General features: G+C 40.6%; 25 protein-coding genes. 13 read left to right on the top strand and 12 right to left on the bottom strand.

Features of this window, described 5'->3' with window-relative positions:
- Nucleotides 1-97: 97 nt before the first annotated feature.
- From NSS80_RS15740 to NSS80_RS15715, 6 genes are all read left to right on the top strand, one after another.
- Nucleotides 98-319 (top strand): spore germination protein, encoded by a 222-nt coding sequence (locus NSS80_RS15740; RefSeq protein WP_024425952.1) that lies wholly within the window; start codon nucleotides 98-100, stop codon nucleotides 317-319.
- A 95-nt stretch (nucleotides 320-414) separates the two neighbouring features.
- On the top strand, nucleotides 415-663 hold the full coding sequence (locus NSS80_RS15735) for a YueH family protein (RefSeq protein ID WP_151284693.1): 249 nt from the start codon (nucleotides 415-417) through the stop codon (nucleotides 661-663).
- A 27-nt stretch (nucleotides 664-690) separates the two neighbouring features.
- Nucleotides 691-1098 (top strand): YueI family protein, encoded by a 408-nt coding sequence (locus NSS80_RS15730; protein ID WP_317221863.1) that lies wholly within the window; start codon nucleotides 691-693, stop codon nucleotides 1096-1098.
- Between the two features lie 60 nt (nucleotides 1099-1158).
- Nucleotides 1159-1710: an isochorismatase family cysteine hydrolase gene (locus tag NSS80_RS15725; protein ID WP_024425949.1), complete on the top strand. Its 552-nt coding sequence runs from the start codon at nucleotides 1159-1161 to the stop codon at nucleotides 1708-1710.
- A 17-nt stretch (nucleotides 1711-1727) separates the two neighbouring features.
- Nucleotides 1728-3200 (top strand): nicotinate phosphoribosyltransferase, encoded by a 1473-nt coding sequence (locus NSS80_RS15720; protein ID WP_041115814.1) that lies wholly within the window; start codon nucleotides 1728-1730, stop codon nucleotides 3198-3200.
- Nucleotides 3201-3337: 137 nt separating this feature from the next.
- Nucleotides 3338-4564 carry an HDOD domain-containing protein gene (locus NSS80_RS15715; RefSeq protein ID WP_024423326.1) on the top strand — a complete coding sequence of 409 codons (1227 nt, stop codon included), beginning with the start codon at nucleotides 3338-3340 and terminating at the stop codon, nucleotides 4562-4564.
- Nucleotides 4565-4599: 35 nt separating this feature from the next.
- Here NSS80_RS15715 and NSS80_RS15710 read toward each other — a convergent pair whose 3' ends face one another.
- Nucleotides 4600-4956 (bottom strand): hypothetical protein, encoded by a 357-nt coding sequence (locus tag NSS80_RS15710; protein ID WP_041115816.1) that lies wholly within the window; start codon nucleotides 4954-4956, stop codon nucleotides 4600-4602.
- 505 nt (nucleotides 4957-5461) lie between these two features.
- Here NSS80_RS15710 and degQ point away from each other — a divergent pair.
- From degQ to NSS80_RS15680, 6 genes are all read left to right on the top strand, one after another.
- Nucleotides 5462-5602 carry a degradation enzyme regulation protein DegQ gene (degQ, locus tag NSS80_RS15705; protein WP_003213123.1) on the top strand — a complete coding sequence of 47 codons (141 nt, stop codon included), beginning with the start codon at nucleotides 5462-5464 and terminating at the stop codon, nucleotides 5600-5602.
- A gap of 151 nt (nucleotides 5603-5753) precedes the next feature.
- Nucleotides 5754-6668, top strand: a complete 915-nt coding sequence (locus tag NSS80_RS15700) for a polyprenyl synthetase family protein (RefSeq protein ID WP_041115818.1) — start codon at nucleotides 5754-5756, stop codon at nucleotides 6666-6668.
- Nucleotides 6665-6832 (top strand): competence pheromone ComX, encoded by a 168-nt coding sequence (gene comX / locus NSS80_RS15695; RefSeq protein ID WP_080696376.1) that lies wholly within the window; start codon nucleotides 6665-6667, stop codon nucleotides 6830-6832. The genes NSS80_RS15700 and comX overlap by 4 nt, the downstream gene beginning before the upstream one ends.
- A 57-nt stretch (nucleotides 6833-6889) precedes the next feature.
- Nucleotides 6890-9202 carry an ATP-binding protein gene (locus NSS80_RS15690; protein WP_041115820.1) on the top strand — a complete coding sequence of 771 codons (2313 nt, stop codon included), beginning with the start codon at nucleotides 6890-6892 and terminating at the stop codon, nucleotides 9200-9202.
- Between the two features lie 80 nt (nucleotides 9203-9282).
- The gene (locus tag NSS80_RS15685) at nucleotides 9283-9924 is read left to right on the top strand and encodes a response regulator transcription factor (protein ID WP_034282566.1); all 642 of its coding nucleotides are present in this window, start codon (nucleotides 9283-9285) and stop codon (nucleotides 9922-9924) included.
- A gap of 23 nt (nucleotides 9925-9947) precedes the next feature.
- A complete protein-coding gene (locus tag NSS80_RS15680) occupies nucleotides 9948-10337 on the top strand; it encodes a hotdog fold thioesterase (protein ID WP_024423321.1) in 390 nt (129 codons plus the stop codon).
- Nucleotides 10338-10429: 92 nt separating this feature from the next.
- On the opposite strand, the gene mnhG is transcribed toward NSS80_RS15680, so the two are convergent.
- Genes mnhG through NSS80_RS15645 form a run of 7 tightly spaced genes read right to left on the bottom strand, consistent with a single transcriptional unit; the run spans nucleotide 10430 to nucleotide 16200 of the window.
- Nucleotides 10430-10804, bottom strand: a complete 375-nt coding sequence (gene mnhG / locus NSS80_RS15675) for a monovalent cation/H(+) antiporter subunit G (RefSeq protein ID WP_024423320.1) — start codon at nucleotides 10802-10804, stop codon at nucleotides 10430-10432.
- Nucleotides 10788-11069, bottom strand: coding sequence for a Na(+)/H(+) antiporter subunit F1 (locus NSS80_RS15670; protein WP_024425942.1), 282 nt, complete (start codon nucleotides 11067-11069; stop codon nucleotides 10788-10790). Before NSS80_RS15670 ends, mnhG begins: the two co-directional genes overlap by 17 nt.
- Nucleotides 11069-11548: a Na+/H+ antiporter subunit E gene (locus tag NSS80_RS15665; RefSeq protein ID WP_024425941.1), complete on the bottom strand. Its 480-nt coding sequence runs from the start codon at nucleotides 11546-11548 to the stop codon at nucleotides 11069-11071. Before NSS80_RS15665 ends, NSS80_RS15670 begins: the two co-directional genes overlap by 1 nt.
- A gap of 6 nt (nucleotides 11549-11554) precedes the next feature.
- On the bottom strand, nucleotides 11555-13033 hold the full coding sequence (locus NSS80_RS15660; protein WP_024425940.1) for a Na+/H+ antiporter subunit D: 1479 nt from the start codon (nucleotides 13031-13033) through the stop codon (nucleotides 11555-11557).
- On the bottom strand, nucleotides 13026-13367 hold the full coding sequence (locus NSS80_RS15655; RefSeq protein WP_024423316.1) for a Na(+)/H(+) antiporter subunit C: 342 nt from the start codon (nucleotides 13365-13367) through the stop codon (nucleotides 13026-13028). Before NSS80_RS15655 ends, NSS80_RS15660 begins: the two co-directional genes overlap by 8 nt.
- Complete coding sequence (locus tag NSS80_RS15650; protein WP_024423315.1) at nucleotides 13367-13798, bottom strand: Na(+)/H(+) antiporter subunit B; 432 nt, start codon at nucleotides 13796-13798, stop codon at nucleotides 13367-13369. Before NSS80_RS15650 ends, NSS80_RS15655 begins: the two co-directional genes overlap by 1 nt.
- Nucleotides 13795-16200, bottom strand: a complete 2406-nt coding sequence (locus tag NSS80_RS15645; protein ID WP_034282561.1) for a Na+/H+ antiporter subunit A — start codon at nucleotides 16198-16200, stop codon at nucleotides 13795-13797. Before NSS80_RS15645 ends, NSS80_RS15650 begins: the two co-directional genes overlap by 4 nt.
- Before the next feature lie 218 nt (nucleotides 16201-16418).
- Here NSS80_RS15645 and NSS80_RS15640 point away from each other — a divergent pair, with 218 nt between their 5' ends.
- On the top strand, nucleotides 16419-16628 hold the full coding sequence (locus NSS80_RS15640) for a hypothetical protein (RefSeq protein ID WP_024423313.1): 210 nt from the start codon (nucleotides 16419-16421) through the stop codon (nucleotides 16626-16628).
- Between the two features lie 74 nt (nucleotides 16629-16702).
- On the opposite strand, the gene NSS80_RS15635 is transcribed toward NSS80_RS15640, so the two are convergent.
- From NSS80_RS15635 to NSS80_RS15620, 4 genes are all read right to left on the bottom strand, one after another.
- Nucleotides 16703-18040, bottom strand: coding sequence for a 2-hydroxycarboxylate transporter family protein (locus tag NSS80_RS15635; protein ID WP_342498338.1), 1338 nt, complete (start codon nucleotides 18038-18040; stop codon nucleotides 16703-16705).
- Nucleotides 18041-18216: 176 nt separating this feature from the next.
- Complete coding sequence (locus NSS80_RS15630) at nucleotides 18217-19176, bottom strand: ABC transporter permease (RefSeq protein WP_024423311.1); 960 nt, start codon at nucleotides 19174-19176, stop codon at nucleotides 18217-18219.
- Complete coding sequence (locus NSS80_RS15625; protein WP_317221864.1) at nucleotides 19177-20223, bottom strand: ABC transporter permease; 1047 nt, start codon at nucleotides 20221-20223, stop codon at nucleotides 19177-19179. It abuts the gene before it with no gap.
- A complete protein-coding gene (locus NSS80_RS15620; RefSeq protein WP_317221865.1) occupies nucleotides 20216-21751 on the bottom strand; it encodes an ABC transporter ATP-binding protein in 1536 nt (511 codons plus the stop codon). The genes NSS80_RS15625 and NSS80_RS15620 overlap by 8 nt, the downstream gene beginning before the upstream one ends.
- Between the last annotated feature and the right edge of the window lie 41 nt (nucleotides 21752-21792).

The following is a 21792-nucleotide window of genomic DNA, read 5'->3' as shown; positions in this document are numbered from 1 at the left end:
AAGGCAGCTGATGGTCACAGATCAGCTGTCTTTTTTATTTTTCATACACGTATTTTTGAGCTGGGCATATGATGTGGGGAGAAAAGGTGGTGGAAAGATGCCAGCGATTGTTGGGCCTATTCATATTGACCGTGTGATTGGAAATGGTTCTGCACATTTCGGTGATGTTTTTGCCATTTCGCCAAAAAGTGTCGATCACTCCGCCGGTGGATCAGGTACCTATAATGCAGGGGACTTTGTCCAATTTTTTAGCAGTCCAAACGTTACGTTTATGTGGGATATAGACCTGATCAGCCAGCAAAAGAGCTTTAATGCATAGCCAGCTTTGAAAGGGAATTCCTTTTCAGAAGCTGTCTTTTTTTATGGTACAATGGATATGGATGTAAGAAGAAAAAGAGGTGTGAACTGAGTCAAATGAAAATTAGAAAAGCACACATCACAAGCGGACAACCAAAGACCTACAATGTATATTTACATGAAAATAAAAAAGAATATAAAACGCTTGTAGCTGTACCTGACATTGAATGGAGTATTTCCATTGCGTATGAGGACGAAAAGGAGCAGCTCATCCATACGCTTGAACATTCCTTAATGGAAAGAGTAGAAACAGACGAAGCCCGTGACCTCGCACTCAAGATTGTGCACTGGGTCACAGAAATGTAAATTTAGAAACCAGGAGTGAACACAGCGATGAAAGAAGAATCCGTAGACTTTTATTTGCAGCAAGGGATATTTGGACATGCTGAAACAAAACCTGATGAACGAAGAATGTTTCTTGGCTCATTAAGGGAACGAGCGCTTCTCGCCCTGACAAAGGGACAGGTATCGAGAAATAAACCGTATCAAGAAGTCGAACAAATATTGAAGGCCAATCGCCAGGCCACAGTTCTATTAAATGGTGAACTTTCCTATGCTTCTTATTCTCAATATGTCAAAATGGCAAATGCCGCTGGATGTTCCTTTAAAGTGGTGAATCATCACGAAGCGCACTCTCCTTTTGGTCTTATCATAGAGATGCCTGATGCGGTCAATCAGGAGCATATCTATATAGAGGATGAGCTGTTTCAAAAAGCTTTTTCTCATGAATCTGTTGAATAGGTTTCCCTAGTGAAATGAATAAGCTATAATGATTCAAAAGAGCATATGGGAGAGATGCGGATGGGCAAAGCGTTGATTTGTATAGATTATACAGTTGATTTTGTTGCAGACGATGGAAAACTGACATGCGGAAAGCCTGGACAGGCGATTGAGTCTAAGATCACAGAAATCACTTCTTCATTTATTGATGAAGGCCACTTTGTCGTCTTTGCTGTCGATCATCATGAAGAAGAGGACCCTTATCATCCAGAAACAAAGTTATTTCCGCCCCATAATATTCGCGGAACAGAGGGTATTGAACTTTATGGACAACTAAGTTCACTATTTCACACGTCAAAACATTTAAAACATGTCTACTATATGGAAAAAACAAGATACTCTGCTTTTGCAGGCACTCAATTAGAAATGAAACTGCGCGAGCGCGGCATCACGGAACTTCACTTAGCCGGCGTATGTACCGATATTTGTGTACTTCATACAGCTGTTGATGCGTACAATAAAGGCTTCGAACTTGTGATTCACCAAAATGCTGTGGCGAGTTTTAATGAAGCGGGGCACGAGTGGGCACTTTCTCACTTTGAGCAGTCGCTTGGTGCGAAAGTGGTTAAGTAAGGGAAGGAGAATGGAAGTTGGAGCATCGGTTTAATGACGACAGTTTATCACTACATACAGATCTTTATCAAATTAACATGGCAGAAACGTATTGGAGAGACGGCATTCATGAGAAGAAGGCAGTCTTTGAACTCTTCTTTAGAAAGCTTCCATTTGACAATGGCTTCGCTGTATTTGCTGGCTTAGAGAAAGCGATTGAATATTTATCGGACTTTTCCTTCACCGAAAGCGATCTGGCGTATTTAAAAGATGAACTCGGTTATAAAAGCGATTTCATTGACTATTTAAGCGGATTGTCCTTTACAGGTACACTTCATTCAATGCGAGAAGGGGAAATTGTCTTTGCGAATGAACCGATTATGCGCATCGAAGCAACGCTTGTTGAAGCTCAGTTAATCGAAACGGCATTGCTCAATATCGTGAATTTCCAGACGCTGATTGCAACAAAAGCGGCCCGGATTAAAGGAATCATAGAAGATGAGACAGCATTAGAATTCGGAACAAGACGTGCGCATGAAATGGATGCAGCGATGTGGGGAGCAAGAGCGGCACTCATCGGCGGCTTTCAGGCGACAAGTAATGTTCGTGCTGGGAAACGCTTCAACATACCAGTATCAGGAACACATGCCCACGCACTTGTACAAGCATACCGCGATGAATATACGGCATTTAAAAAATATGCTGAAACACATACAGACTGCGTCTTTTTAGTCGATACGTATGATACCGTCAGATCAGGTATTCCGAATGCGATTAAGGTAGCGAAAGAATTTGGAGATAAAATCAACTTCATTGGTGTCAGACTTGATAGCGGAGACCTTGCATACTTGTCTAAAAAAGCTAGAACAATGCTTGATGAAGCAGGTTTCCATGATGCTAAAGTCATTGCATCAAGCGATCTTGATGAACACACCATTATGAATTTAAAGGCACAGGGCGCCAAAATTGATGTGTGGGGTGTTGGGACAAAACTGATCACAGCATTCGATCAGCCAGCCCTCGGTGCAGTATATAAGCTGGTGTCCATTGAAGAAAACGGCAAAATGAATGATACCATCAAAATTTCATCCAACCCAGAGAAAGTGACAACACCAGGCCGTAAACGTGTGTACCGGATTATCAATCAATTGAATCATCATTCTGAGGGCGACTACATTGCACTTGAAGAGGAAGATGTTCATAGTGAGGACAAACTAAAAATGTTCCATCCTGTGCATACGTTTATTAGTAAATTCGTGACAAACTTTGTGGCGAAAGATCTTCACGTCCCGATTTTTGATCAAGGAAAACTTGTCTATGACAATCCAGATATTCAAACGATTCAAGCCTACGTGCAGGACAGTCTTGGACTCTTCTGGGAGGAATACAAACGAATCAGCAAACCAGAAGAATATCCAGTCGATTTGAGTCAAAAATGCTGGGATAATAAAATGCAGTTTATCCATGATGTGAAAAATAAAATCAAAAAAGAGCTTTATGAAAGCGAATGATTTAAAGAAAGGGAGACCATCAAGCCAGGTGGTCTCTTTTTTTTATTTTGACCGATTGAAATTGAACTAAAAGTGCAATCATTTGGTATACTGAAAGCACATCTTGTTTGTCATGGCATAAAGGAGGATTGGAGCAGTTGAGGGTGTTTGTTGCGAGACAGCCTATTTTTAACAGAAAAGAACAAGTCGTATCATATGAGCTGCTTTATAGAGATAGTGAAACCAATACATATAGCGCTGAAGACGGTGATCAAGCGACAACGGACCTCATTATCAACAGTTTTCTAAATATCGGCATCGAAACACTGACAGAAGGAAAACGATGCTACATTAATTTCACCGAAAGCTTGCTTTCATCTGATCTGCTCACCTATTTTGATCCGCATCAGCTTGTGATCGAGATATTAGAAAATGTACCGATTACCCCGGCACTTATTATGAGATGTAAGCAGTTAAAGAAATGGGGATATACGATTGCACTCGATGATTTCTTCCTAAACGGAACACATTATAGTGACAAGCTGCTTGAGGAACTCCTCTACTGCATAGATATTTTAAAAATTGACTTTCTGAAAACCACAACGCAAGAACGAAGAGATATTCTGCATTCGTATAAAAAGTATCGCCTTCGATTCCTAGCAGAAAAGGTAGAAACGAGAAGAGAATATGAAGAGGCGCTTGAAGCGGGCTTCCACTTGTTTCAAGGGTATTTCTTTAGTGAGCCGCATGTGATATCGGGACGAGCATTATCGACCAGCTTCCATGCGTACCATCAGCTTTTAAATGAGTTAAGCAAGGACCAGCCGAATATCCAGACCGTGACCCATTTTATTGAAAGTGACCTTTCGCTATCATATCAATTATTAAAAATGCTGAATTCAGGCGGCATGAGACGTCTTTATCAAATTAAAAGTATCCGGCAGGCGATTATCCTGCTTGGGTTTAATGAAATTCGGCGCTGGATCTTTATCCTTTCATTTAAAGAACTGAATGTCCAAGCTAATTCAAGCCAAAAAGAAATCATCAAAATGTCATTCATTCGTGCCAAAACGTGTGAACTGATTGCTTCTCGTACTGAACGAGAGCACCCCGCCTCTTATATGCTGACAGGTATGTTTTCTCTGATTGATACGCTTGTCAGGGCAGATATCACAGAACTTGTGAAGGAACTGCCGCTTTCTGATGAAGTTGGTGAGGCACTGCTTGGCTATGAAAATGATTATTCTTTTGTACTAGGTGTGGCCAAACGTATTGAACGAAATGAATGGGATGATGAGATGTTAGATGGAAATCTCCCGAAACAGGAAGCCTATGGCTGTTATATAGAAGCCATTGAATGGTGCCATAAAATGTTTGAATCTTAAGAAAAGCCGCTCGCGTGAGAGCGGCTTTTTCTTTGTCATGCCCACTTTAAAAGAAGGAAAAGTCTGCTGGAGGCAAGAGACAAGTAGATTCGAATCCCTTCTGGACTAAAGCGGATATCAATGCCGCTTTTCACACCGATTTGCTTCAGCATTCGGATGACACTTGTTGAATCAGAGCGCTCAGCAGCCTCCATGATGCGCTGCGCAAACGGAAGGGAGCTGGAAATTTGCTGTGTGATGAGTGAAGCATCAGCAACGAGGCGGGCTGATTCTTTTGCGGCTCGTTGAAATGAGTGGGCATCTACTGGAGGAAAAGTCATTGGCGTGCGCGGCGGGTATGCGCGGCTCATTGCGGGAACCTGCAAAGCAGGATAAGGAACATAGTAAAACACATGGTCACCTCTTCTCTCATTGACGTGAAATTGGACGGATATCTGTTCTAAATGTATGTAGAAAATCAGAATAAAGAATCAAAATGATCTTTCTATCTTTGTAATTCCAGCATAAAAATAGGTACTTTTGCGGTCAATTTCGGTGAATGTCGCCAAAAAATTGCGGTGTCCACAATAGCATCTGTCGTCTGACCTATGACACGCAAAACCGAAGATACAGAGGGGATCGTACGTTCTATCGGGAGAGAAGTGTGACGAATGATGCCTATTCCTGTCGCAAAAATGACGCAATTCCTTTGAAATTGAGATAAAAGTATGATTTGAAAAGTCAGAAAATGATGAAAAAAGACCTATTGAATTTTGCGGTATCGCGCACACGTTTTGTGCATACTTTTCGGTGAAAAAATACTCAATTACATTTACACTGTTAGTAACAGATCAAATACTTATGACCCAATCACCATACACAAATACATTGATCTTCCAAAAAAGGAGAGTGGAATCGATGGAAAAGTATGAAATCGAAGAACTTAAACAATTATTATGGAAACTTGAAAACGAAATCAGAGAAACAACGGCTTCTCTTCATAACATTAACAAAAGCATTGATCAATACGACAAATATGAATATGTGAAAATTTCTTAAAGACTTGATAATCATCAAGTCTTTTTTTTATCCAAATACATACAAAAAAAGGATATATTATTATATAATTGTTAAATAGTGATGTCAGTGGACATTTGCTCATGTCTTTTTAGTAAAATAAAAGGCGGAAGGGTGAGGTACAAGATCGAGTATGCTAAACTATCTAGAGAATACAAAAATCAAGCAGAATATGTCTGATTTTATTCAACATGCAGTCAGGCAGAATGATTTACAAAAGCTGCTTTTGAAATTTACAGATAGAAAAAAAGAATTTCCTCTTGGTCAATTAGCTTATCAGCATTATGAGGCATTTGGCGGACAAGACAATCAAGCGATTACAAAACTGGCAGCTGGGATTGAACTTCTCATCTTATCTGCCGATATATTAGATGATATTGAAGATCAGGACAATAATTCCTACCCTTGGATGAACGTCGACCAAGGAGTGGCCATCAATGCTTCTACGTATTTGTATACGGTGAGTATTCAATTCATCACATCAATTTGTGAAAATAATTCTCAACTAGTAGAGAAACTGTTCCATTTCATCAAAATGTCAATGGAAGGTCAGCATGAGGATTTGCGACATTTGCATGGAACAGAAGAAGAGTGTGTAGAGGTTTTAAGGAAAAAATCAGGATCTTTAACAGCTCTTTCTAGCGTACTGGGTGTTTATTTAGCGACAGGAAAAATAAACGCTACTGTGGAATCTTATTCGATATATTATGGTGTTGCTGAACAGATCAGTAACGATTTTTTTGCGTTATTTTCAAAATCAAACGGAGATTTTCAAAAAAAACAAACACTGGCATTCAGTTATTTACAAAGACGTTTTAACGATGCCAGTCAAGAGCTTCTTTCCTTCTTTTCTAACCGGCTGGATGAGTCAGAGCAAAAGCCGTTTCAACTGAAGCAGAAGTTACTTGAAGCTGGTTTGACTCAGTACATGGTATCGATGAGAGAGATTATGCTGTTAAAAATGAAGCGTGGAATGGAACAACTTGATTTACCTAAAACGAAGAAGGAACAATTATATGCATTTATGACAAAGGAGGGCAATGATTGAACATTCAAAATATCATTGCACATCTAATGAAGAACCCAGTTGTGATCGATGAATTGAAATCTGGAAATGCAAGTTTAATTCATGCAGATGCACAAACAACCGCAGCCATTATAAAAGGTGTAGAAAAAGGATACATGAGTGCGAAATACATCTGGGAGTATTAATTTTAAGATCCAACCTGTATGATTATTTAATGATCTTTTCTTAAGGATGTTTTAAACATGAAGCTTACCTATACAAAATTGTCCACATTTCTTGTGTTTTTGTCTTTTTTATTTGTGATCTATATTTCATATATCTATGTATTTGATATTTTTAATGGTGCACGTGTAGAAAAGAATGAAAATGGTCAAACGGAAGTTGTTGACGTTGAATATCTTTCTTTAGCTTATTCGTCAGGGTTAAAAGAAGGAGATATTATTTTAAAAATAAACGGACAATCTAATTTAATTCAAGATCATATGATTAATGGTAAGCTTAGAAATGTACAAAGAATTGATATTCAAAGAGGAAACCAAATTATATCACTTAAAAATAAAACATTGATTGGTCGAGAAAGCTTATTTATCTATTTAATCCCTCTTCTTCTATATTCAATATGCTTATTCTGTATCTTTTTTATTATTAAAATCAACAAAGAGCCGCAACGAAAATCTGCATTTTTATTAATTTTATTCTTATTGTCAATTTGTGTTGGATATCTGAGTGCAGGTACTTCAGGAATTGGTGATAGATTTAGCCATTATGTTCTCTTATTGTGTTTATCGAGTGTATCCATCTTATATATTCATTTTATCTATCAATACTTCAAAGAATTTGATGTGCACTTAACGAACCCAAAACTAATCAGATGCTTATACTTGATACCTATTTTTAATCTTGCAGTACATAGTGGAGTTTCGGTGTCATCTGAATTGAGAAAATATGTTCCAAGCATCAGTTTGCTGTTTTTTTTCGGAACAGTTTTAGTAGCACTTTATTTAATAGTCAGAGGGATGAAGAGATATAAAAAAACAGCACATGGTTCAGTTTTAAAGTTTTTTGCTATTATAAATGTTTTGTCGTTCAGTCCATTTATTTTATTTTTCGTTATTCCCTATGTATTTTTTGATAAGTATTTGATTAATCCTTTTATCCTGACATCTATCGTTTTGTTAATTCCTTTTTCACTCGTGTACCAATTTATGACGAACAAACTTTACAATATGGATTTTCTAATTAGTAGACTGAGATACTATGGCTTTCTAGCCATCACACCAACCATTTTCGTTGTAGTCACGTTTTACATTTTGCAGAAACCAGAAGATTTGAAGTACACATTGAAGCTCGCATTAATCACTTATACTCTCATGCTGGCTGTTTTTTATTTCAAAGAAATTCTAGATTTCCGTTTTCGTCTGAAGCGTTTTTCAGAGAAGCATAATTACCAGGACAGTGTGTTTAAATTCACGCAGCTCATTCGTGAGGCGTCATCACTTCACCAAGTGTTATATCATTTAAAATACACCATTTTAGAAGTACTTGTTGTAAATAAAGCCTTTGTGCTTGAAGTGAAGGCAGATGGACAGGTTGAAGAGATTGATGAATCGACAGAGGAAAGTAAGCTATGGAAAAAGTATGTAGACCAATTTCAAGAATTATTAGGTGAAGTCGGGAAAATCATTGCGCTTGATAAAGGGTTTATGATGAAAATTGGTGAGCGGGGCGGTCACTCGTTTGTGATTTGCTGTTTATCTAATTTACGGACACCGAAATTGTCGCGCGATGAGATTTCTTGGCTGAAAACATTGGCCTTTTATACAAGTGTCAGTTTGGAAAATGTCGTCAAAATCGAAGAATTGATGGAGCATCTTGACGATTTGAAACAGCGCGAGGCCAATCCTGCATGGTTGAAGAAAATCATGTTTGCTATGGAAGAAAAGCAGCGTTCAGATTTAGCGAGAGATCTTCATGATTCCGTGCTGCAGGACTTGATATCACTAAAAAGGCAGTCGGAGATGTTTTTAACGAATTTCCAAAACAACCAATGCCCGACATCTATTGAAAATTCGCTTATCTCATGGAATGATCAAATGTCCAAAGTGATTCAAACGACGAGAGAAACGTGTCATGAGCTTCGGCCGCAGCTGCTGTATGATTTAGGTTTAGTAAAGGCGATATCGAAGCTGACTTCTCAAATCCAGGAGGAAGCACCGTTTCATATTAGGCTGAATACGACACGCTTTGATAAAGAATTGGACATTGATATTGATTCACAGCTGAATATTTACCGAATTGTTCAGGAGCTGTTATCCAACGCCCTGAAGCACTCAAAAGCCACTCAAGTGTTAGTGATGCTGATTTGTATTAAAGATCAGGTTGTTCTTCACTATGAGGATGATGGAGTCGGTTTTGATGCCAGTCATCTTGATCAGCACACAATGAGCATGGGTCTGTCGGGAATTAGAGAAAGAGTGAAAGCGTTAAATGGAAAGCTTCAAATTCACACAGCCCCGGAAAAAGGGCTCAAGGTGAAAATTGAAATGGAATTGTAACGATTTATTAAGGATTAAGACTTGGCATCAGCCAAGTCTTTTATATAAAATGGAAGTGAGTGATTTAAAGGGAGGAAGACATGAAGAAGATATTGGTCATTGATGATCATCCGGCTGTCATGGAAGGGACAAAAAGCATATTAGAATCAGACCAGCAGCTATCAGTCGATTGTTTAAGTCCTGATGCAGAAGCCGCCTTTTTAAAGACGCATGACTTTTCCATCTATGATGTGATTTTAATGGATTTAAATCTCGGGGATATCAATGGAATGGACATTGCGAAACAAATTTTAGAAACCAACCATCAAGTGAAAATTATCATTTATACAGGGTATGAAGTAGATGATTATTTTGAAGAGGCTATTCGGGCTGGATTACACGGTGCAATTAGTAAAACAGAGACGAAAGACAAAATTATTGAATACATACACCGCACATTGCAAGGGGAAGTTGTCATTCAGCTGTCCTATTTAAAGAAATTAATTTCACAGCAGCAAGAAAAGCCAGAACAGGCGCAGCAGACTGATCACGAGCTCTTAACCGAACGGGAGTGTTTGATCCTTAGAGAAGTGGAAAAAGGATACACGAACCAGGAGATTGCCGATGTGCTTCATTTGAGCAAACGGTCAATTGAGTACAGTTTGACATCCATCTTTAATAAGCTGAATGTTGGATCTCGTACAGAAGCGGTGTTAATTGCCAAGTCTGAAAGTGTGCTGTAAACGTGTGAAGGGAGAGGGCCTTAATGGATGTGAGCGGATCAAATACTCTGCTTGAGGCACTAGGCATTGAGATTGTAGAGTGCAATAAATCACGATGCGTTGCAACAATGCCAGTCGATCACAGAACAAAACAGCCATTTGGACTGCTGCACGGGGGAGCATCTGCTGCTCTAGCAGAAACAGTGGCGAGCATGGGGGCTGCTGCTCATTTGGACTTAACGCAGCAAGTTTGCTCAGGTATTGAAATCAATGCCAATCATTTAAAATCTGTACGCGATGGAGTGGTGACAGCGACAGCTGTTCCAGTACATGTAGGACGGCGTACAATGGTATTTCAAATCGATATAAAAGATGATCGAGACCGGCACATCTGTACGTCAAGATGCACACTTGCTGTCATTGATCGCATATAAAAAAGCTCCCGGTGCAGCGGAAGCTTTTTTTGTATGCTGTTGAGCGATAAAAAAAGAATGGCCCAACATGGCAGGCCATTCTTTTTTGCTTTTTATAAATAAGAATCTTCTTTTCGCTTAATCACAAAGTTACGGAAACCGCCATAATCATCTTGGACACTGCGCTTGTCGAGCTTAACACCAGTATTGTACGCGGCTCTTCCGATCAAGTGCGCGCCGACTGGTGCTGTCAGGAAGATGAATACGATCCCGAGAAGGATTTTTGCAGAAATAACGCCTGCAAGAAACCATTCGTGAAAAAACACACCTACTAAAATCAGAACAACGCCAAGGGTCGATGCTTTTGATGCAGCATGCATACGTGTGTAAACATCCGGCAGGCGAAGGACACCAATGGCTGAAATCAAACAGAGGATAGCGCCTAGCAGGATAAAGAAAATCACGATGGCTTTAGCGATGACGATCATTTTCAATCACTTCCCCTTTCTCAAGGAATTTGGAAAAAGCGACAGTACCGATAAAGGCAAGGATGCCGAGCAGTAAAATAATCTCAAAGAATGCAGTGGTTTTCAGTAAAATTGAAACGATGGCTGTCATCCCAATTAAATTGATTCCTATCGCATCAAGTGCACTCACGCGATCAGGAATAGAGGGACCTTTGATCACTCGTATCACAAAGAGCAAAGTAGACAGCGCAAGAATGCCAAGTGACATTTGCAAAATGAGTTCCATTACTTACCGCTCACCTCCTGAATCGCTTTTTCAAATGAAACCCGGATATCGTGAATGGCTTTTTCAGCATCTTCAATATCCATCGCATGAATGTATAAAATGGACCGATCATCGGAAATATCAATCACTAGTGTACCTGGTGTCAATGTAATCATATTTGCCAGTATGGTGATTTCCCAATCTGTTTTCAAGTCCGTACGAAAGGCGAAAATACCGGGCTTAATCGTGAGCTTTGGAGATAATACGGTCTTTAATACACTTAAATTGGCAAGAAGCAGCTCGCGAATAAAAATGATGATCAGCTTGAAAATCGCATAAAGGGCATAGCCGTAAAAACGCTGCGGGAAAAATCGACGCAGCATAAAAATGGCGATCATCCCTAATGCAAAACCTGATACAAAGTCTGCGGCTCTGTATGTATCATTCATAAACATCCATGTAAAGGCGAGGAGTGCGTTTAGTAATATTTGAAAGGCCATGTTCATCTACTCCTTCAGCACAGCTTGAATATATTTTTCTGGTGTAGAGAGCATTTCCGCTGCTTGATTGATATAAGGGGCAATGAACTCTGTCCCTAACCCAATGGCAAGCGATAAGACGACAAGCAGTACGCCAGGGTACACCATTCCTTTAATTGACGGCTTTCTTCTTCGCATATCCTGTTCCTCGCCCCAAAATGCGGACATGAAAATCTTCATAATAGAGTAGAGGACAAGAAGACTGGACAGTAAGACCAGGATAGAAAACGTCATGTGTCCAGCAGAAAATCCACCTTCCACAATTTTTAGTTTTCCAACAAAGCCACTCAGCGGCGGAATTCCTGCAAGCGATAAAGCCGATATGAAGAACATCCATCCTAATAGAGGCTGGGATTGAATCAGTCCGCCCATTTTTTTCAGTTGATTTGTACCAGCATACACAAAGAGGGCACCTGCCAGCATAAATAAAGCCCCTTTGATCACCATGTCGTGAATGAGATAATAAATGGCACCTTGGAGTGATGCAGGTGTGTTGGCTGCAAATCCAAACAAAATGACCCCAACAGCTGTGACAATGTTATAAATCACGATCTTCTGCACATCAGAATAGGCGATCGAGCCTATCACACCGAATATCACCGTCAGTGCGGCAAGCCACGCCATGAGTGTATGGGTGAAGCCTGTATCGTGTATAAAAATTAATGTAAAGACTCTGGCTATCGCATATAAGCCAACCTTTGTCAGCAAAGCCCCAAATAGAGCTGAAATCGCTGCTGGCGGCGCGTGATACGATCCTGGCAGCCAGAAATAAAGCGGGAAGATCCCAGCTTTTAAGCCGAATACAATGAGGAACAGGATGGAAATAACAGTGATTAGCCCTGTTTGCCCTGATTCAGCTATTTTCACACTTAAATCAGCCATATTGAGTGTACCCGTCACTGCATATAAACAGGCGACTCCGACAATAAATAATGCCGACGAGATGATATTAAACACAATATATTTGAGTGATTCACGAAGCTGAGGCTTTGATCCGCCTAATACAATAAGCATATAAGATGCCATCAGCAGTAATTCAAAGAATACAAACAGGTTGAAAATATCTCCCGTTAAAAAGGCTCCGCTCACGCCAGCTAACAAAAACTGTACGCCAGAATAATAGAAGAGACGCTCTCTTTCTTTTCCAATCGTTTGAAAGGAGAAGAGGACTGTCACAAGCCCGACAACGGAAGCGGTCAGTACAAGGAGTGCAGCAAATTGATCGGCCACAAGGGCAATCCCAAATGGTGCTTTCCAGCCGCCCAAATAAAGGGTTTGTATCCCATTTGTGAAAATCGTTTGAACCAAATATGCATTACATATAATGGCTGAAAGAGATGCCAAGACACTAAAGACTCTTGACAGCATGATGTTTTTATTCATAAAGATCAACAGTGTAGCAGCTAGTAATGGAATTAAAATAGGCAGGATCACGAGATTATTCATGCTGATCATTTCCTCTCATTTGATCCATGTCATCTGTTCGCAGCTCTTGGAAGGCACGGAAGGCCATGACAAGTAATAAGGATGTCACACCAAAAGCAATGACAATGGCTGTTAAAATTAATGCTTGTGGTAATGGATCTACATAGGATGTGAGCCCCTCTTTTAGAACGGGAGGCGCTCCTTTTTTTAAACCGCCCATTGTTAAAAGAAGCAAGTGGACGCCGTGACTCAAAACAGCAGTACCGACGATGACCCGCAGAAGGCTCTTTGACAGCATCAAATAGGTCGCCGCCATAAAAATAATTCCGACGATAATAGACATTAGAAATTCCATTATTCCTTCTCTCCAATCATTTGAATAATGGTCATGGTGACACCGACAACAACCAAATACACACCGATATCAAACAGGACGGCTGTCGCTAGTTCTGTTTTTCCTAAAAACGGTAATTGGAAATAATCAAATGCATGGGATAGAAAAGGTGCACCGAATAGAAAGGATCCCATACCTGTCAGGATCGCAACGAGCAAACCGGCTCCAGTTACATAAATAAAGTCAAATGGCAAAATGCGTCTTACTGTTTTCAGATCATAGGCTAAAAGCAGAAGAACGACAGCCGCAGCACTCATCAGGCCGCCAATGAATCCGCCGCCAGGATTGTTATGTCCTGCAAGAAATAGGTGAAGGGAGAAAAGCAAGATGATGAATGCTGTGATTTTTGTTGTGACTTGCAAAAGCATATCATTCGTATCAATCTTTCTCATCGCCGCACACCTCTCTTCCGTTTTACTTGTGTTTTTAATAACCCATAAATACCAAGTGCCGCAATGGCGAGCACGGTAATTTCAAAAAGGGTATCAAAGCCCCTGAAATCTACAAGAATGACATTGACAATATTGTCACCGCCAGCAAGTTTGTAGCTGTTTTCAATAAAGTAAGTTGAGATGGTGTCAAGTGACTGCTGACTTGTGGAAGCGAAGGCTAGACAAGTGACAACAACCCCAACACCTAAAGAAATGATGAAATTGGTCATTTTGAATCTTCTCGTTTTTTGCTTTAAGCTCAGCTTCGGCAAATGATAGAAGCAAAGCAAAAACAGTGCGACTGAAATCGTTTCAATAATCAACTGCGTCAGCGCAAGGTCAGGTGCTCTGAAAATCACGAAGAATAGTGACAGCGTGTAGCCCATGACACCTAGAGCAATAATAGCTGTTAATCGTGAGCTTGCGAATACTGTGGCAATCGTCGCCGCCACCATCACAAGTGAAAGAATCACCTCATACGTGCCAATTGAGGCAGCCTGATCTGTTTGAAATGAAAAGGCCTGCTGATAAAACATCACGCCGCCAATGACGATAATCATGAACCCAAACACATAGACAAGATAGTCACGAAGAAAACCAGTCATATAACTGTTTGTCAGGCGGTATGAACCTTTTTCCAAACCGATAAGAGAGCGGTCGTATAAAGCGTTAAATGACCATTTTTCCTTAAAGATGTTGTATATTGGACGCCATTTTGAAAGCGTCAAGTAGCCGATTGTGCCGAGTACAACAACACCTATTGTCATATAGAGTTCTGGCTGGAAGCCATGCCATGCTTCAATTTTTACAGAAAACCGGCTTCCTGTTTCAATCGCTTCAGGAATGATCGCCGCAATTGCGGGTTCAATGACAGAATAGGCAAGAATATTAGGGAAAAAGAAGAAGGTGACCACAAGTGCAGCTAGAATGATGGGCGGAATGAGCATGCCGATCGGTGCTTCATGCGGTTTTTTCTCCAATTGGTCTATATTCAGACGGCCTCTAAAAGTTTTAAAGAGGAGCATCATACTATAAATGAACGTAAAGACACTAGCGAGCCAAGCGAGTGCTGGGAAGATGGCACCCCATGTTGAAACGTCCGTAAAGCTGATATCGGAAATCCGTATCATACTTGTGAAAAATAGCTCTTTACTTAAGAAACCGTTAAATGGCGGTAATCCGGCCATTGAAAATGTACCGATTAACGTAATGGTGAAGGTAATCGGCATGATCGTCATTAATCCGCCTAATTTCCGAATGTCACGAGTTCCTGTTTCATGATCGATAATACCAGCTGCCATAAAGAGACTGCCTTTAAACGTAGCATGGTTAATGAGGTGAAAAATAGCTGCAAGAACGGCTGCGCCAAAAAAGGCAGGATTGTTTTCATGAATCGCAGCTGCGCCGACGCCAAGCATGAGCATAATCATGCCGAGCTGACTCACTGTCGAATAGGCCAGAATGGCTTTCAAATCGTTTTGCCGGACGGCGTGGAATGATCCCCAGAATAATGTGACAAGTCCCACGATGGAAATGGTCCAGAACCATACCTCTGATATAGCAAAGATTGGACTGAAGCGGGCAACAAGATAAATACCGGCTTTCACCATCGTAGCAGAATGCAGATAACTGCTCACAGGGGTCGGTGCTTCCATTGCATCAGGCAGCCAGATATAGAATGGGAACTGCGCTGATTTCGTAAAGGCACCTAGTAAGATTAGGATCATGGCAGGGATAAAGTAAGGTGATGCCATAATGAGCTGAAGCTGATTCACTGCTTCACGAATACTGAATGAATCAGTAATCAGGTAAATGAGGATGAAGCCGCCAAGCATAGCTAATCCGCCAAAAACAGTAATAAGCAGTGATTTCGTTGCTCCATACCTAGAGCGGTCCCGCTTATACCAATACCCAATTAAGAGGAAGGAAGAGATACTCGTTAACTCCCAAAACAAGTATAGAACGACCATGTTGTCAGAAAGAACGACACCCAGCATCGCGGTCATAAACATGAGCAAATACGTGTAGAAAGAGCCAAGCTGTTCTTTTTCCTTTGATAAGTAGAAAATACTGTACAGCACCACTAGTGAGCCGATACCTGTAATTAATAAAGCAAATAACAGGCTGAGACCATCGACATACACAGTGAAATTCATCCCTAAAGATGGAATCCATTCAGCCTGTGAGAAAAGCGTTCGTCCATTCGAAGTGATATGTAACATTTGGATGAAATAGGTAAATAAAAGAATCGGCAAGATGAGAACAAACCATCCTGTATGTATACGTCTCACATATTTGTAAAGGAAAGGTACAACAAAAGCGAGTAAAAAAGGTGATAGGATGGCGAAGTGAATAAGCTGCAAGAAAATGAACCTCCTTTGATCAATATAAATTCACGTTCTAAAGAACTGGTAATTAAAATTATAGCGTAAATACAGCCATAGTGCATTGGTTTGAAACGATTTCAAGCAAACTGTATTTGTTTTAGGTTCTTTTGACCACAAAATAATTTTATCAAAAATGATACTCATTGTATATTGTTTTGTTTTTCGTACATGCTTTTCTTAAAGGAGCTGATCAAATGAAACGAAAGATCGCCATCAGCTTAAGCCTATTCTGCACGATTTTAGGAGGAGCATTCTTGATCGACCGAAATGATCAAAAAAGGTGGCAGGCCGGGAGTGAATGGCCGCTGTTTTCTGAGCATCTTCTTCACATGAGCTATCAAGAAACCAAGCTGTATCCTTTTCAGCCCAGGGAATATTTACGAATTGTATTAGCTGATGAATAAGATCCTATAGGAGAAAAGAAATATAAAAAAAGCATGGGTCCATGTGAGAGCCCATGCTTTTTATGTGTGAATGTTTAACTAAACATTCTGAGTAAGATCGTTGCACAGATGACTGTTGCTGCTCCGCCAAGCCGTGTAGATACTTGTGCGAAAGGCATAAGACCCATTCTTCCAGAAGCTGAAAGAATGGCAACGTCACCAGTACCGCCAAGTCCGCTGTGACAGCCAGTGACAATAGCTGATTCTACTGGATACATGTTCATTAGTTTTCCAACGAAGTAACCAGAACCAACCATTGCGAGTACAACAGCGATACATACGCATACGAATGGAATGGAGATGACAGTTGCTACATCATCAAGTGGAATGTACAGAATACCGAGACCAACCATTAGCGGCCATGTAAAACTTCTTGATACAAACTTGTAGAACTGCTGTGAGCCATTTTGAAGATGCTGAGGCATCACGTTTAAGTATTTGATTAAAGCAGCAAGAACAATCATTAAGATTGGACCTGGAATATGAACAAAGCTTTCTAACAAACCACCAAAGATGAAGGTTGTACAAGCAACGAGTACACCAGCACCCATTAACCCGAAATCAACTTTTGCATCCATATCTGGCTGCTCGAAAATTTCGTTTGCTTCTTTAGATTTCACAAGACGGCCATTCCCGTTCAGTTCAGGACGTTTCTCACCAAGCTTTTTCATTGCGCCAGCACAGATAATGGCAATGACGTTCCCAATGACAGCCGCAGGAATTAATTGAGAAATTAATGACTCTGCTGACACATCAAGAATTTGTGAATAAGCGATAGATAATGGCAAAATCCCTTCACCAACACCACCGGCAATAATCGGTACAATAATAAAGAAGAATGAATGATGCGGTGTGTAACCAACTAAAAGGCCAACAAGGATACCAGCACTCACAGCTGCAATTGTACCTGCAACTAGAGGAACAAACATACGAATAAGGCCTTGTACTAAAACAGTTCGCTGCATCCCAAGAATACTACCTACTACAAGAGCAGAAATATAGAAGTAAAGGAAGTTCGACGTTTTCATAAGAGACGTAACCGCTTCCAATGAGTTCGGATTCAGAACATTAAAAAAGACCAGGAACGATGGTACGAATAAAGAAAGAATCGCCGGTCCACCAATATCTTTTAAGATTGGAATACGTTGTCCTACATCTCCAAGGAAAATCCCCAAAATCATAATAACAGCGAAACCACCAAGCATATTTGCTGGAATTTTATTAAAATAAGCGGCAGTTAAAATAATCGCTGCAAGTACTAAATACACAGGTAGATCAATAATACCAATTTTCCAAGACATGATCTTACGGAAAACGCTTTTATTATTGTCAGAATCGTCTGTAATCGATTTCAATTGTTGTGCATTAGCCACATAAACACCCCCAAATGCTATTTGTCTCAATTGTAGAAGATTCAATGACACTCTTCTATTTATTAAACTAAAATAAGTGTAATAAAAGTAAAATAAACAGGAATTTTTGAGTTTTTTATCATACAAAAATCCCCTGAAGATAGTTTGTCCTTCAGGGGATTGATCATACATCGTATTTATCGTTTTCCTTTTAGATAAGGCGTACCAAGTGCTTTCGGTGCATCGGCACGTCCGATGAAGCCAGTAAGTGCTAAAATGGTGAGCACATATGGTGCTATGAGCATATACACATTCGGTATATCTTGGAACAGTGGCAGGAGAGAGCCAATGATGCTTAAACTTTGAGCAAATCCAAAGAATAAAGCAGCGCCCATTGCGCCAAATGGATGCCATTTACCGAATACAAGCGCAGCTAGTGCGATGAAGCCTTGTCCAGTAATGGTGGCATGTGAGAAATCAAGCGCGATCGTTGAGGCATAAACAGCTCCGCCAAGACCGCCAAACAGTCCACTAATGAAAACAGCGATATAACGCATCCGATACACTTTGATACCCATTGTATCAGCTGCCATTGGGTGCTCTCCGACTGCACGAAGACGAAGACCAAACGGCATTTTAAATAAAACAAACCAAGCAACAACCGCAAGAGCTAAGGCGAGTATAGACGTATAATAAACATCTTTAAAGAAAATATCACCAATGATCGGAATGTCACTTAAAAGGGGGATATCTCCTTTATAGAAAGGCTCTGTAATTTTATCAGTTTGTGCTTTCCCATAAATCAGTTTGACGACAAACAATGTTGCGCCAAGTGCCAGCATGTTAATGGCCACACCACTGACCGTTTGATCAGCTCGGAAGGTAATGGTCGCCACTGCATGAATCAGTGAGAACAAACCGCCAACGGCCATTCCGACGAGAAGCCCAAGCCACGGGGTCAAGGCTCCAAACGTATCAGCAAAAAATAAGTTAAAAATAATGCTTGAAAATGCTCCGACGACCATCAACCCTTCAAGACCGATATTGACGACACCTGATCTTTCTGAAAAGACGCCTCCAAGAGCGGTTAAAATAAGTGGTGCAGCATAAACAAGTGTAGCTGGGACGATGATTTCAAGTATTTGCAGAAATCCCACTTATTTTCCCCCCTTTTTCTTCATTTGTTGAATCACAAGACGGATAATATAGCTTGAGGCGACGAAAAGAATGATGATCGCAATGACAATATCAACAACCTCAGTCGGTACGCCTGATTCAAGCGGCATATTTAATGCACCGACCTTCAATCCACCAAGCAATAATGCAGCAAGGACAACACCAACAGCCGTATTTCCACCTAATAAAGCGACTGCAATTCCATCAAAACCTACGCCTGTAAACGAGCCTTTAATAGAAGCATATTCAAATGTACCAAGACCTTCCATAGCGCCTGCAAGACCTGCAAAAGCACCTGAAATGAGCATCGCATAAATGATATTGCGGCGAACGTTCATACCAGCATAATGTGATGCCTGCTGGTTCATACCAACTGCTCGTAATTCAAACCCTTTAGACGTTTTTTGAATAATGATCCACATTACGACCGCAGCAATAATGGCAACAAAAATACCGTTATGCATTCGGGAAAAATCAGTGATCTGCTCAAAAAATCCAGAGCGGAGCGACGCAGTGGCATCAATTTTATCTGTTTTATCTTTATTATCTGTTAAGACATTTGAGATTAAATAGTTTGTGACATGAAGGGCGATGTAGTTCATCATGATAGTAACGATGACCTCATGCACATAAAAACGAGCTTTTAAAAATCCAGGAATAAAGCCCCATAAAGCACCTGCAGCAGCTGCGGTGATGAGTGCAAGCGGCAGATGAATATACATAGGTGCATGGACTGTTGTTCCAATCCATACAGCAGCTACCCAGCCAACAAGCATTTGACCTTCTACACCGATATTAAACAGGCCTGTCCGAAATGCAAAGGCAACAGCAAGCCCTGATAAAATATAAGGTGTCACTTGCCTGATGGTTTCTCCCATATAATAGGTTTCACCGAAAACGCCATTCCAAAGGGCGCTATAGCCTTCGGTGACACTATAACCGCTTGCCATCATAATAATGGCCCCAACCAAAAGACCAAGTACAATGGCTATAAGCGGAATCAGCAGATTTGTTAAGCGATTAGACATTTGCTTCTTTCCCCACTTCCTGTTGCGTACTTCCAGCCATTAATAGACCAAGCTCTTGCTCTGTTGTTTCTTTTGGATCAACAATGGCGACAATGCTGCCTTCGAAAATAACAGCGATCTTATCACTGACATTGATAATTTCATCAAGCTCAAAGGAGATGAGCAAAACGGCTTTGCCTGCGTCTCTTTGCTCGATTAGACGTTTATGAACAAATTCAATCGCACCAACATCAAGTCCACGTGTCGGCTGAGCGGCAATTAATAAATCAGGATTGCGGTCAACTTCACGGCCGATAATGGCTTTTTGCTGGTTACCGCCTGACAGAGCGCGCGCTTCTGTATATTCACTCGGTGTTCTGACGTCATATTCCGCAATGATTCGTTTTGCTTTTTGATAAATCTTTTTCATATTCAATAAGCCGAATTTTGAATACGGACGCTGATAATACGTTTGTAAGGAAATGTTTTCTCCAATTGAAAAATCGAGTACAAGTCCATGTTTATGACGATCCTGAGGAATATGTCCAATCCCGGATTCGGTCACTTTACGAGGCGGGAGATTTTGAATGGCTTTCCCGTTTAGCATGATCGTGCCAGATTCTGATTTCTTTAGACCGGTAATGGCTTCAATTAATTCAGACTGGCCATTGCCATCTACCCCAGCAATTCCGACAATTTCGCCAGCCTTCACTGAGAGGTTCAACTGTTTGACGGCTTCAATTCCTCTGGCGTCTTTTACTGTGAGGTCTTGAATTTGAAGAACTTCCTCAGCTGGAGAAGCAGCTTTTTTATCTGTTTTAAATGACACTTCACGACCAACCATGAGGCTTGCAAGTTCATCTTTATTTGTGCTTGCCACATCAAGTGTACGAATGCCTTGGCCTTTTCGGATAATGGTCACGCGATGACAGGCATCCATAATTTCTTTCAGCTTATGGGTGATTAAAATAATGGATTTGCCTTCATTGATTAAGTTTTTCATAATTTGTATGAGTTCTTTGATTTCTTGAGGTGTTAAAACGGCCGTTGGTTCGTCGAAGATCAAAATGTCAGCGCCGCGGTAAAGTGTTTTTAAGATTTCTGCACGCTGCTGCATGCCGACAGAGATGTCAGATACTTTTGCGGCAGGATCTATTTTCAAACCATAGCGGTCAGAAAGCTCTTGTACTTGCTGTATGGCTTGTTCTTTGTCAATCTTTCCAAACTTCCTGGGCTCTTTACCTAAAATGATGTTTTCAGCGACAGTGAAGGTATCGACAAGCATAAAGTGCTGATGCACCATTCCGATGCCTAAATCACTAGCATCATTTGGACTAGAGATGGTCACAGGTTTTCCGTGTACCTTGATTTCACCTTTTTCAGGCTGGTACAGTCCGAAAAGCACGTTCATGAGCGTTGATTTTCCAGCGCCGTTTTCACCAAGCAGCGCATGAATTTCGCCCTTTTTTAGCTGCAGCGTAATGTTGTCGTTTGCTACAATGCCAGGGAATTCTTTGCGTATATTCAACATTTCAATGACATAATCCACAGGTTTAACCGCTCCTTTTTTAGGGTGCTGATGAAGATAAA

The sequence above is a fragment of the Bacillus sp. FSL M8-0350 genome, assembly GCF_038593345.1.
Lineage (GTDB): Bacteria > Bacillota > Bacilli > Bacillales > Bacillaceae > Bacillus > Bacillus safensis.
Note: the sequence above shows the minus strand (reverse complement) of the source record. Positions and strands in the feature narration are given on the sequence as shown.

What these genes read in the sequence shown, in the direction of transcription:
- NSS80_RS15735 (WP_151284693.1), top strand. Translation starts at nt 415, where the DNA reads ATGAAAATTAGAAAAGCACACATCACAAGCGGACAACCAAAGACCTAC.
- NSS80_RS15660 (WP_024425940.1), bottom strand. Translation starts at nt 13,033, where the DNA reads ATGAATAATCTCGTGATCCTGCCTATTTTAATTCCATTACTAGCTGCT.
- NSS80_RS15725 (WP_024425949.1), top strand. Translation starts at nt 1,159, where the DNA reads ATGGGCAAAGCGTTGATTTGTATAGATTATACAGTTGATTTTGTTGCA.
- NSS80_RS15625 (WP_317221864.1), bottom strand. Translation starts at nt 20,223, where the DNA reads ATGTCTAATCGCTTAACAAATCTGCTGATTCCGCTTATAGCCATTGTA.
- NSS80_RS15650 (WP_024423315.1), bottom strand. Translation starts at nt 13,798, where the DNA reads ATGAGAAAGATTGATACGAATGATATGCTTTTGCAAGTCACAACAAAA.
- NSS80_RS15680 (WP_024423321.1), top strand. Translation starts at nt 9,948, where the DNA reads ATGGATGTGAGCGGATCAAATACTCTGCTTGAGGCACTAGGCATTGAG.
- NSS80_RS15640 (WP_024423313.1), top strand. Translation starts at nt 16,419, where the DNA reads ATGAAACGAAAGATCGCCATCAGCTTAAGCCTATTCTGCACGATTTTA.
- NSS80_RS15685 (WP_034282566.1), top strand. Translation starts at nt 9,283, where the DNA reads ATGAAGAAGATATTGGTCATTGATGATCATCCGGCTGTCATGGAAGGG.
- NSS80_RS15730 (WP_317221863.1), top strand. Translation starts at nt 691, where the DNA reads ATGAAAGAAGAATCCGTAGACTTTTATTTGCAGCAAGGGATATTTGGA.
- NSS80_RS15665 (WP_024425941.1), bottom strand. Translation starts at nt 11,548, where the DNA reads ATGGCCTTTCAAATATTACTAAACGCACTCCTCGCCTTTACATGGATG.
- NSS80_RS15700 (WP_041115818.1), top strand. Translation starts at nt 5,754, where the DNA reads ATGCTAAACTATCTAGAGAATACAAAAATCAAGCAGAATATGTCTGAT.
- degQ (WP_003213123.1), top strand. Translation starts at nt 5,462, where the DNA reads ATGGAAAAGTATGAAATCGAAGAACTTAAACAATTATTATGGAAACTT.
- NSS80_RS15670 (WP_024425942.1), bottom strand. Translation starts at nt 11,069, where the DNA reads ATGGAACTCATTTTGCAAATGTCACTTGGCATTCTTGCGCTGTCTACT.
- NSS80_RS15740 (WP_024425952.1), top strand. Translation starts at nt 98, where the DNA reads ATGCCAGCGATTGTTGGGCCTATTCATATTGACCGTGTGATTGGAAAT.
- NSS80_RS15690 (WP_041115820.1), top strand. Translation starts at nt 6,890, where the DNA reads ATGAAGCTTACCTATACAAAATTGTCCACATTTCTTGTGTTTTTGTCT.
- NSS80_RS15655 (WP_024423316.1), bottom strand. Translation starts at nt 13,367, where the DNA reads ATGGAATTTCTAATGTCTATTATCGTCGGAATTATTTTTATGGCGGCG.
- mnhG (WP_024423320.1), bottom strand. Translation starts at nt 10,804, where the DNA reads ATGATCGTCATCGCTAAAGCCATCGTGATTTTCTTTATCCTGCTAGGC.